Below are 11,992 nucleotides of genomic sequence, written 5' to 3'. Positions count from 1 at the left end.
TTTGATTCCCCCAATTGTTACAAATATATACTAAAACCCGATTTTATGCAAATAAACCTGCCCTAAATTTCACGGAAAAATTTAAACGAATGTTTTTATACTTGTAAGTGTTATATAATTAATATTGTTGCGGTTATTTTAAAGATTTTCGGGTATTCCCAGGTCTTTCCAATTTTTATCAGAGATATCAAAAACTTTTATTTTTTCATTATTCGTCAATAATTTCATATATAGTGGTATGATATCAAATCTATTACTTTCGGATTTTAAATATTTGAAAATTTTAGAACTTACAACATGGATTCCGCAAAAAGCTTTTTTTGAAAATGTGATATTATGCTTTTCAGAAGCATAGATTTTATCTATTCCATCTTCTGTTCTGCCGATAAGGCGGTTTTGTTCATCACATAGAAGGTATCTAGATGTTTTCCGTTTCTGAACACATAATGAGGCAATAGATTTAGTTTGTAAATGAAACGAGCTTAATTCATTCAAATCTGCATCACAATCTACATCTGTATTATACACATAAAAATTTTCATTTTTTTCAAGAAATTTTTCAGCATTTTTCAGAGCACCGCCTGTACCGAGTATATTTTCTTCATGAATCAAAGTGATTTTTTCACTTCCTATTCTATCAGAAAAGTACTTTTCCATCTTATCGGCAAAATGATGAGTATTGATATAAAAATCAGTTACGCCAAATTTTTTTAAAACAGAAATTACATTTTCTATCATTGGTGTACCTTTATAAGGGACAAGAGCTTTAGGTAAAGTATCAGTAAATGGTTTTAAACGGGTACCAAAGCCCGCTGCAAGTATAAATGCTGCTGTTATTTTTTCATTAATCATTTCTTTTTATTGAATTCAGGCTTAAGTCTGAATACTACATCATCGCATTTATATTTATCTTCAGGTGCATTGAATTTTTCATATTTTTCGGAAATATCTGCATCAGTAAATCCGGCATAACCAATAATATATTCCGGATTCAAAGATAAAACATAATCAATATCAAATTTTTTATGACCAGCCTGCAGCCTTTTTGAATTAGTTTTAGCTATATAATCATTATTCAAACCCCACATATCTATAGTGTATAATTCAGAGTAGTATGGTATTTTTCCAGCCGGTCCAACAGCTATTACAGTATTAGGATCGACATTCATTTTAAGCCACTTTCCGAACATTGACCACTGCATTTCATACCTGGCGTTATTATCTTTAATAATGAGCTGTTTATATTCCAAAAGACTTAAGGTAGATAAAAATAAAGCTATTGCCAGTACTGCTGAGGTGACTTTTGCTATTTTAATACTTTTTATTTCACTTTTATAATATTCACTGATCTTATTTAATACATTAAGGAAACCAATTACACTGAGTATATAAAGCATTGGAATTATAGGTACGAAGAACCTGTTTGCTATCATCCAGTCCCCACCAACAGCCACAATATATATGATATAGATAAGGACAAAACTTACCAGGTATGATTGCCTGAGATCAGTAAATGCTTTTTTAAATGGAATGAAAAGAATAAATAAAAATATATAAATTCTCGTACCAACACATAAAGCCAGGTATTTTGTCCCCAAAACAAGATTCATTTTAAAATCAGTAACACCTTTTGCATAAAATGTGTTGGGTATCAATTGTCCGTAGAAGAGATATTTGAAGCCATAATAGCCAATACAAAATAATGCATATGCAGCAACGATAGTAAAAAATACTTTACTAAAATTATTTATTCGTTTTCTGAAAAGGAACATATGAGCAAGTGTTACGACAATGATCATATTTCCTTCGGGTCTGCTGAGTGTACACAGCATCAGCAGAACTATCAGATAGAACAGGTATTTTTTGCCGTCATTAATCCTGAAATAATTATAAGTGATACCCAAAATAAATAATGTATATAACGGAAACTCCATACCGCCGATTGCCCAAAATGCTATCGAATCATCCAGTGCCATAAATAAAGCCGGCAAAAGCACAAGGTATTTAAGGTATTTTGTCAAATTTCCGTTAAACATTTTGGCAATCAATGATACCATTAAGATATTCACCATTGAAATTAACAGTCCAAGGGTACTGGAAAAAATAGATACATCAACAGATTTTATCTGGGTAAAAGGGGCAGTAATTATTGTCCATAAAAAATTAGTATAACCTTCTACATACTCACCCTGATTATAGACTAAACCTTTTCCTTCCATCAGGTTCTTACCGTACCTGTAAGAAATATAGGCATCATCTACATTCTGGAACAGAAAGCTCCAGCTGAGGAAAAAGCAATACAACATGAAAAATAGCAGGATAAATACGAAATATTTTCTCTGTTTGGACAAATAATCTATATTTTATTTATTTAATTACAAATTTATAGCAAAGTTAATAAAAAAGTATGCAAAATTTAAACATTTAAAACCATTTTAGGAATTATTATTTTTGTAAATAAGTTATAAATAATGATGATATTAGCAAAGAACAGGATATAAGTTGGAAGTAAGCTGGCGTAAAAATCTTTACATTATCTGGTCAGCGCAGTTACTTGCAATGATAGGTATGAGCATGGTAATACCTTTTCTTCCCTTATTCGTAAAAGATCTTGGAGTTACAGAAATATCAGAAGTTAAGCGCTGGAGCGGTCTTGTCGTTTCTGGAGTATTCATCACTGCAGTAATTGCCACACCTGTTTGGGGATGGCTTGGCGACCGAGTCGGTAAAAAGAAAATGGTGCTTCGCGCCATTTTCGGTCTAGCTGTATCGCAATTACTTATTGGTTTTTCCCAGGATGTAACCCAGCTTTTTATATTCAGAATGGTACAGGGAGCTCTCAGCGGCTTTATAGCCGCAGCGCTTGCGCTGGTATCTTCCAACACTCCAAAGGAAAAATCAGGATACGCGATCGGCTTTCTGGCAAGCTCAACTGCCGCCGGTAACCTATTGGGACCCTTCATAGGCGGAATGATGGCAGATGCTTTCGGCTACAGGAATGTGTTCTTTATAACATCCATTATGTGTGCTGTAAGCGGAGTTCTTGTATTTGCCTTTGTAAAGGAAATAAATACTTCAAGAAATAAAGAAAGCGCAATCTGGGATAATTATAAATTTGTTTTCAGCAACACCAGGCTTAAATACGCTTTATTGCTTCTTATTATATCAGCTGCAGCAATTTCTATGATACAGCCTTTATTCGCTTTGTTCATAGAAAACCGCGTTGGAACTACCCCATACCTCGCTACAATAACAGGCTCGATATTCGGTGTTGTTGGATTATTCCAGGTTATCTCATCTTCCTTCTGGGGTAAACTGAATGACAGGCGCGAAATACGAAGGAACCTTCTCTGGGCGCTAATTGGAGCAGGTGCCGGATACGCACTGCATGTTGTTACAACCGGAATTTGGGAGTTAGTCCCGATTCGCGCTCTGCTCGGTCTATGTATAGGCGGAGTTATGCCTTCACTATTTTCCTTCATTAACAAATGTATACCTGATAAGAAAAAAGGAGGCGTAATGGGAATCGCATCCAGCTTTACTATGCTTGGTAACTTACTTGGACCTTTATCAAGTGGTTTTATAGCTTCGGTAACAAGTATTGACTTTATGTTCATTTTAAGCGGTGTTATACTTGCAGCAAGCAGCATTCTTGCCTACTTTAAGCTTACAGATAAGCCAAAAGATAAGGTCAAAATATCAGAAAAAGATAAATCAACAATTACTGAAGAAATCGCAGCGGGCGTTTTGGATTAAGTTTGAGAAAGAACGATAATTAATCAATAAATTCATCAGCATGAAAATAATAATACTATTTGTTTTTGCACTTTTTGCCATTGAAACATTCACATTTTCACAAAGCGTGTTTGAACGATGGCACAAAACCGACCAGCTTATCCGTGACCGGAAAATTGATGAAGATGCTGCTATGGATTCCATTATGCTGTATGTAAAGCTGGGCAAAAAGGAATTCAAAACATACGGAATTCCGGGCACAAAGCGAAGCGACTGGGTTTTCCCGATGAAGGATTTTACGTGGTATTCCTACCGCACTGGCGGTAAAGATTACAAAGATGAGTTCTTCAGCTACTTCCAGGGGGGTGAGTTTAAAGGCCATCCTGCTCATGATATTTTCATTATTGATAAAGATACCAACAGTATCGAAGATTCCACAGGCAGGCATGTGCCTGCTGTTGCAATGGTAACGGGAATTGTTCTTTCCACTTATTCCACCTGGTTCAGGGCTGATTACCTGCGCAGCGGGAATTATATAAAGCTGTTCGATCCCGAAAGCGAAGCAATTTTCTATTACTCTCACCTTGACAGTGTTTTTGTGAAGCCCGGCGACCTTGTAAAAGCCGGTGATGAAATTGGATATATAGGGCGCACTGGCAGAAAAGCTATCTACGGGAAAACGCATATACATATTGCTTATTATAAAATTGAAGACGGTGACCCGATACCTGAGGATATCATTAACGATCTTTACAGCTCTCAGGCAAGGATGATGAAATAGTTCATTATTTTTTCGCAAGGTTGTTGGGTTAAATTACAGAGCAGGTTATAAATAACCTGCTCTTTTCATTTCAATAGTTTGGATAATTTAAAACCGTATCTCAACTTTAGTTCCGGTTTTCCTGTTGATCTCAAAAGTGCCGCCAAGATTTTTTACATACATTCCAACCAGCACCATACTGAAAGTATGGGGCCTGCCTTTTGGAGAAATTACCCCGATGCCGTTATCACGAACAGAAAGGTAATACTTCCCTTCCTTGTCTTCATGCATATCAATTGTGATATTACCTTTCTTTTTATTCGGGAAGGAATGCAGCAATGAATTGCTCAGCAATTCATTAATTATCATAGCGCAGGTTATGGCTTTATCTACTGGCAGGTAAATATGCTTAACATTCACATATGTAGATACACGGGAGAGGCTGATATCGAAGGATGAATAGAGAAACGGAATGAGCGTATACAGGAATCCTTCGAGATCGATATCGTTTACATTTTCTGCTGAGTAAAGCTTATCCTGTACCATTGCCAGTACCTGTGCGCGCGAGCGCGCAATTTTAAAATATTCAAGATGAACCGGGTCTTTTACATAATCTGCCTGGAACTGAAGCAGTGAAGATATAATCTTCATATTTTCCTTCACCCTGTGCGAAGCTTCATATGCCAGAAGCTCACGCTCTTTTGAAAGCTTTTCAAGCGAGCTTTCAAGCTTTACTTTTTCTTTCGCATCTGAAGTTACTTCAGTGTACAGAATAGCGTTCTTGTTCGCAATAGCCGCCTGGTTAACCATTGTTTCTATCCACGGACGGTTATCTTCTCCGAACTCATTTTTATTCTTGCTCATCAGAGTGATAAAACCAAGTATCTTGCCGTTAAGCTTGATAGGTACTATCATAGCTGTTTCTATGACATACTCCTTACCCATATCCTTTTCCGAGAGATTTCCCTCATTGGTAATATGGTATTTAACACTGGATTGCGCAAGACGCTTCTGGTAATCATTGATTATAACTGTATCATTTTTGCGTATAGCTTCGCTTAGGATTCCTTTGCCTTCAGGCGCAAGCGGAATTTCGGGAATGCTTGAAACATCAATGTGTTTTTCCTCCAGCACGCTGCGCAGGTAGATATATTTTATCTTTCGCTCTTTATCATCAAAGCGGGCAACAAACATATCCTGCATATCAACAATGTTCCTTAGTACATCAAAAAGCTTGTCATATAATTCATTGATATCAAGGGTTGAAGAAAAAAACCTGGATGTTTCGTAGAGAAGCCGAAGCTCCTTATTCTTAAGGTTAAGGACTTCAATTAGATTTTGGAGTGATTCGCGTTCACGGATGTTCTGCATAATACTAGTCCCCCGATTAGTTCTGCAAATATAAATATATCTTTTCAGAATATAATAACGTGATTGTGTTATAAATTCCCGTTACTCATTAAAAAATTAAGTATAAAAAAATTAACCGGTAAACATTGCCGAAAGTTTCGGCAAATCATAAGAGATTGTTTCATATGAGATTTTTTTAATTAGTGAATTCAGTTAATACTAACTTCTTATATCATTCATCGACAATTGCGCACATAAGCTCAGCTTCGGCGGCAAGCTCGCCATTGATACTGTTTTTATATGCCTTGGCTTTCAGCTTGAAAATATTCCGCTTGCGGTCAGTTACTTCTACATCAAAAAAGAGCTGGTCACCGGGTATCACCTGCTTACGGAACTTCGCCTTATCGATGGAAGTGAAGTAAGCGAGCTTGCCTTCATAGCTATCAAAGAAGTTAAGTATCAGAAGTCCGCCGGTCTGTGCCATTGCTTCTATAATAAGTACACCGGGCATTACCGGTTTTTGCGGAAAGTGGCCCTGGAAGAAAGGTTCGTTAATAGTTACATTTTTTACACCAACAATTCGCTTACCAATATCTATATCAACTACCTTATCAACAAGCAAAAACGGGTAACGATGCGGCAGCATCTTCTTGATAGCGTTAATATCAAATATAACATCGCTTGAAGTTTTTGCCTGGTACTTCATTTTAAGCTTATTCTGCTTGTAAAGATTTCGGAGCATCTTTACAAACTCGATATTATGCTTATGACCCGGGCGGGCAGCCATAATATGCCCTTTTATAGGAGCACCTATGAGCGCCATATCACCAATCAGGTCAAGCAGTTTGTGGCGAGCCGGTTCATTACTGAAACGAAGCTGTGTGTTGTTCAGGATACCATTTTGCCCCAGCACTACACTTTCATTTATGCCCAGCTTGTTCATCAGACCGGTAAGCTGGTCTGGCGATAACTCGCGGTCAACAATAACAACAGCGTTTTCGAATTTGCCGCCCTGTATCAGGCCCTGCTCATACAGATTTTCAACTTCATGCAGGAAACAGAATGTGCGTGATGGAGCGAATTCAGTTGGGAATTCACTCATATTGAACATGCTTGTGTATTGTGAGCCAAGTGCGGGATTGCGGTAATCTATCATTACTGTTACTTTAAAATCATCAAGTGGAAAGGCAACGATATCTACAGTTCCGTCAGGCGCACGGTAGTGAAGTGTATTTTCAATGACAAGGTAATCCTTTGGCTGGCTCTGCTCTGTGAATCCCGCAGAAATAAGCAGGTCAATGAACGGCTTTGCGCTGCCATCTATAACAGGCGGTTCATTGGTATCAAGCTCAACTATCAGGTTATCAATTTCAGCACCCATAATTGCCGCTAAAACGTGTTCTGTAGTTTTAACTTCAGCATCACCGACTGCAATAGTGGTTCCGCGTGAGATATCGGTAACGTGATCGATATCAGCCGGTATTTCGGGTGAATCAGGCAGATCGATCCTTTTGAAACGAATGCCGTAATCTTCAGGGGCGGGTACAAAGCGCATGTTTGAGTTATTTCCGGTATGCAGTCCGATACCTGATATTGAGACAGCTTTTGAAATAGTTCTTTGTTTTGTCAGCATATTGTTTTAATAATCCACGAAAATACAGATTTTTATGTAAAGATTTAAGCCTTTGTATTACCCCTGCTGCCAGTGTTAATACTTATTGATTTCCCTGAAAAATTTATTAGAAAATTTAGCTCTTGTCTCATTTGTCTCATAAATTAACTTAATATTATTTTTTTCTGCATATTGTTTGATTGCGGTATGAAACTGTAATGTTTCTCACCAATGGTGGTTTTTGAGTATAAATGAGACATTTGAGACACGAACTGGCAAAAATCCAAGGTACCTATTAAATACCGATAATTTTTAAGCAAAAAAAGCATAATATGTTTTTTTCATTATAAGAAGGGTAAATTTTACTGTATATATGCGTATTGCATATATGGTAAATATAATATATGCGCATGATATATGTCAAGGGGGAAAAATGGGCAGATTGATAGAGAGTAACATTAAACATTATTTTTTGTCATGCTGAACTCGTTTCAGCATCTCCACTCCTACTCAATAATTTATAGGTTTGGCAGAAGACCCTGAAAACTTAATAATAAGTCAGGCAAGTTCAGGGTGACTATATTTTTTAATGCCATCGTTGGCAGGATTTTTTGTAAAGCGAAACGCCGTTTCGCTTACTCGAATCAGCGATTCGAGCTACAAAAATTGGTCGCAATGCAGCAAAGCATTATAGTTATTGCCGCTGCAAAATTTCCGATCGATGACGGTTATTAATGTCACCAGTACCGGTTTTGAATATTATTATTGAATCAAAGGCTACAATTATAGCACCACTTCGAGGTTATGCGTAACCGAATGGGGTGAAATGTATATAATCCCGTTTTTAAAAGAATGTATCCCCGAAGGGTGGAATTTTGTAGATCTTAGATTTCCTTAGATAAAAGAACCCTGAAAGGGTGACATTATGAAACTTAGAAACAAAACAAAAAATCGCCACAAAGGCACGAAGAGACAAAGGTACACAAAGAGGTTTTTTTATTGCTCATAATTAATCCGGTTAGGATAACAGACAAGCTCTGACTGTTATGAAATGTGCATTTGTGGTTGGTGACGCTGCGATGAAACTGCAATTACAGTCAAGCATCAATAACTGGGATGGTGGGTTGCTTTTGATTTTAAAGCGGAACCCCCATCGATGTTCATAGCTAATTCCGGTTTTAAGATCAATTATCGTTTTTTTATATCTACAGGGATACTCCCCCCTTCTTAGAAGCGAAGGGAAGATAAAATCTAATTATTGGCGAAGCAATTCAGTTTGGGAATCTTTGAATCACATACTGCTTTTAATTTCCGAAATAGAGCGCTCCATATCCTGCTGGCTCTGGAAGTGACGGCTGATTGCAATTGTTCTGCCATCGGGTGAGCGGAGGCTGAAGAACCAGATGCCACCTGATGTTGAGCTGCGTTCATAACTTGCTTCATTTGCCGCTGCGCGGCGTATATCGCTTTGGCAGGTGATGTTATCAGATTCTGCCCTGCAGCCCGTACACTGAAGCAGAGTACTTCCGTTCTCATCATGCATTTTAATGTAGAACATTCCGTCAGGTCCGTTGTACTTTGTGAATTTGATCTGCATAGTTTTATATATGTTTAATTACCCCTTTTTAAACAAAAAGGAGTCTCCTCCCTGCAGGAATGCAGAAAGTGAGACCCCCTATTGGTCAATACAAACATATATTAATATATCAATCAATGCAATAACTATTTTGGTGGTAGTTTTTTGACAGGTGCAGGATTATTGCTTTAACCCTTCGACAACATGCCATAAGCAGGCAAGAGCTCAGGATGAAGAACCTACGATCGAGTTTATATGCCCTTCGACTCCGCTCAGGGCGACAAAAACATCGATAGAGTTTATATTGCAAAATTTTTTGTGAGACTCAGGATGACAATCATCTTCATATTCTGCGAGGAGTGTAACGACGAAGCAGTCTCATTAATAGAATGCATACAAAATTGATGAGATTGCTTCACTTCGCTCGCAAAATTTATATTTTTCTAGTGACCCCCTCCTGCTCCCCCTGTCAGGGGGAGAGTGACTAAATTAGCCCTTCGCTGGCAAAATTTATATTTTGCTTCTCCAGCAGACGCGGCTTGCTCGCTTAGTGTTATTAATTCATCAAAAGCAGACGTTCCAGCGGAACGTCTCTACAAAAGTAAAACCTTTATTAAAAGCTGATGTTCTATCAAGCTATTGTCTACACAAGGTGTGACGTTTATACAACAATTTTCGTCTGGATCCTTCGCTGCGCTCAGGATGACAAAGCTATTTTTTTTTATTCCCTTCGATTTCTTAATATTTTTTTGCGGGACTCAGAGAGACAAAATTGCGCGGTAATATGGGGCCGGTGAAATGTTTATTTGTGACCCCCTCCTGCTCCCCCTCATAGGGGGAGGGATATAATATCATTTTTTTTTATTGAGGTTTCGGATGGCTGCTTCCTGGCGAAGCTCTGCGCGCATTGGCTGGGAGCGATAGCCGGAATACATTCCGGGTTCCGTTATGGATTTTGAAACATTGGTTGCCGCAGTGAGGATCACATTATCACAAACAGTGATATGGCCCACGATTCCCACCTTACCGCCAATCATGCAGTTCCTGCCTATCTTTGTTGAACCGGCAATGCCTGTTTGCGCAGCAATGACTGTATTTTCACCGATCTCGACATTATGGGCTATCTGGATCATGTTATCAAGCTTAACACCTTTGCGGATAATTGTTTCTCCCATAGTGGCTCTATCAATAGAACAATTAGAGCCAATTTCAACATCTTCTTCAATTACAACAATCCCCTTTTGCGGAATTTTCTGAAAAGTTCCGTCAGGATTTTTAGCCTGTCCGAATCCGTCAGAACCGATCACTGTGCCGGAATGGATTATAACCCGTGCACCGATCTTTGTTCCCTGGTAAACTGTAACATTGGGGTATATCAGCACATCATCTGCAATTTCAGCACCTGCAAGAATTACAGTGTTCGGGAGGATTGAAACACGCGCGCCTATTTTAACTTTTTCGCCGATAAAACAATTTGCGCCAATTCTGACTTCCTCTGAAGAAATTTCAGCAGTCTCGCTGATAACAGCATTTTCATCAATGCCTATCTTCTGAAGCTCTGTTTGGGGAGACATTATATCAAGCAGGGTTAAAAAAGAGAGGTACGGGTCATCGACCCTTATGAGCGGAACTTTCCTGTCATCAAGCCTCTGGTAAAGAGCATCGTTAAATCTTTTGGAAACAATTACACAGCCTGCTGATGTGCCAGAAAAATATTTTTCATATACAGGGTTAGCAATGAATGTAATTTCGTTTTCACCTGCAGTTTCAATTTTGCCGATCCCGGTAATTTCTTTATCGCCAAGCTCAGTTACGGTAAGCTCACCTGCTATCAGCTCTGCTATTTCGTGAAGTTTCATTTTGTAAAATAATATTTTTAAGACCTCCTTTAAATCCCCTACTTGATAAGGAGAGGCCTTAAAGGCAAAAGCGTTTATTAAAATAATTTTAAATTAATTTTAATAAAATTCAAATAAAAAAAAGACGGCATTAAGCCGTCTTTATATCAAATTTTTTATTGCGATTCAAGCTTCTTTATGACCTTTTGTGTCAGGTCATAACGGTCATTCATATACAGCAGCATAAGCTGAGTTGAGCGGTCAATTATAAAATCGTACCCGCCTTCTTTTGCAACATCCTGGATAGCTTTAAATACCCTGTCCTGAACCGGCTTCATTAGCTCCTGCTGTTTCTGGAAGTACTCCCCGCTCTCGCCGAATTTATTCTGTTTAAAATCAGCAAGCTTCTGTTCCTGCAATTTGATCTCTTCTTCCTTCTGGGTTTTGATCTTTTCCGTCAGGATAAGCTTTTTCTTTTCATAGTCATCTTTCATAATAATAAGACTGTCATTAATTGCCTGCATTTCGATCTTCCATTTCTGGACAAGGTTATCCAGGTTTGTCTGCGCATCACGCGCATCCTGCAGAGTTTCGAGTATTACTTTAGAATCAACATAGCCTATTTTTTGCTGGCTAATTGCAGTGCCGGCAAGAAAAATAAGAGAAAAAATTACGGCAAATGATAGTTTCATCGCTTTAGTATTTGGTTTTAATAGTAAATGCTTGAATTAAAGCGTATAGTTTTATGAAATATGACTTAATTTGATTTGAAATTCAATACTTTTTGTTAATTTGATGCTTTGATTTTAGTTTGTGTGACAATTTTTTGCTTTTTTGCTTCGACTCCGCTCAGCACGACAAGATTTTTTGCTTTTGTGATTCGACTTTGATCTTTAAAAAATCTCCTTATTCAGGGGGAATGCCCTTTATGACGATGAGGTTTTTAACTCAGATTTCAGATTTACGTCTGGATCCTTCGTCGCTGCCGCTCCTCAGGATGACAGAGCTAATTGGTTTATTTTATTTGGTAGATATTATTCTTTTAACCCTCACCCCCAGTCCCCTCTCCCAAAGGGAGAGGGGGAATTACCCTTAATTTTTGGGTGTTTACTCCCCTCTCC

Annotated in this window: 9 protein-coding genes; 2 read left to right on the top strand and 7 right to left on the bottom strand. The window is 38.0% G+C overall.

The genetic code is table 11. The features are described from left to right. Positions 1-138: 138 nt before the first annotated feature. Both J0M37_09390 and J0M37_09385 read right to left on the bottom strand, forming a co-directional pair. On the bottom strand, positions 139-852 hold the full coding sequence (locus J0M37_09390; GenBank protein ID MBN8585298.1) for a nucleotidyltransferase family protein: 714 nt from the start codon (positions 850-852) through the stop codon (positions 139-141). After that, the gene (locus J0M37_09385) at positions 849-2,351 is read right to left on the bottom strand and encodes a hypothetical protein (GenBank protein ID MBN8585297.1); all 1,503 of its coding nucleotides are present in this window, start codon (positions 2,349-2,351) and stop codon (positions 849-851) included. The genes J0M37_09390 and J0M37_09385 overlap by 4 nt, the downstream gene beginning before the upstream one ends. Before the next feature lie 151 nt (positions 2,352-2,502). Between J0M37_09385 and J0M37_09380 the strand changes: the two genes are divergently transcribed. Further along, a complete protein-coding gene (locus tag J0M37_09380; protein ID MBN8585296.1) occupies positions 2,503-3,756 on the top strand; it encodes an MFS transporter in 1,254 nt (417 codons plus the stop codon). Between the two features lie 40 nt (positions 3,757-3,796). Further along, on the top strand, positions 3,797-4,516 hold the full coding sequence (locus tag J0M37_09375) for a M23 family metallopeptidase (GenBank protein MBN8585295.1): 720 nt from the start codon (positions 3,797-3,799) through the stop codon (positions 4,514-4,516). Between the two features lie 87 nt (positions 4,517-4,603). Here the strand turns inward: J0M37_09375 and J0M37_09370 are convergent, their stop codons facing one another. From J0M37_09370 to J0M37_09350, 5 genes are all read right to left on the bottom strand, one after another. After that, positions 4,604-5,866: a GAF domain-containing protein gene (locus tag J0M37_09370; GenBank protein MBN8585294.1), complete on the bottom strand. Its 1,263-nt coding sequence runs from the start codon at positions 5,864-5,866 to the stop codon at positions 4,604-4,606. 211 nt (positions 5,867-6,077) lie between these two features. Beyond that, positions 6,078-7,478 (bottom strand): bifunctional UDP-3-O-[3-hydroxymyristoyl] N-acetylglucosamine deacetylase/3-hydroxyacyl-ACP dehydratase, encoded by a 1,401-nt coding sequence (locus tag J0M37_09365; GenBank protein ID MBN8585293.1) that lies wholly within the window; start codon positions 7,476-7,478, stop codon positions 6,078-6,080. 1,270 nt (positions 7,479-8,748) lie between these two features. Continuing rightward, positions 8,749-9,054, bottom strand: a complete 306-nt coding sequence (locus J0M37_09360; protein ID MBN8585292.1) for a hypothetical protein — start codon at positions 9,052-9,054, stop codon at positions 8,749-8,751. 830 nt (positions 9,055-9,884) lie between these two features. Next, positions 9,885-10,892 carry a UDP-3-O-(3-hydroxymyristoyl)glucosamine N-acyltransferase gene (gene lpxD, locus J0M37_09355; GenBank protein MBN8585291.1) on the bottom strand — a complete coding sequence of 336 codons (1,008 nt, stop codon included), beginning with the start codon at positions 10,890-10,892 and terminating at the stop codon, positions 9,885-9,887. Positions 10,893-11,047: 155 nt separating this feature from the next. After that, positions 11,048-11,563 carry an OmpH family outer membrane protein gene (locus tag J0M37_09350; GenBank protein ID MBN8585290.1) on the bottom strand — a complete coding sequence of 172 codons (516 nt, stop codon included), beginning with the start codon at positions 11,561-11,563 and terminating at the stop codon, positions 11,048-11,050. Positions 11,564-11,992 lie beyond the last annotated feature (429 nt).

This window comes from Ignavibacteria bacterium, assembly GCA_017303675.1.
GTDB lineage: Bacteria > Bacteroidota > Ignavibacteria > Tepidaquicellales > OLB5 > OLB5.
The sequence above is the reverse complement of the archived record's forward strand: the minus strand, read 5'-3'. Positions and strand labels throughout refer to the sequence as shown.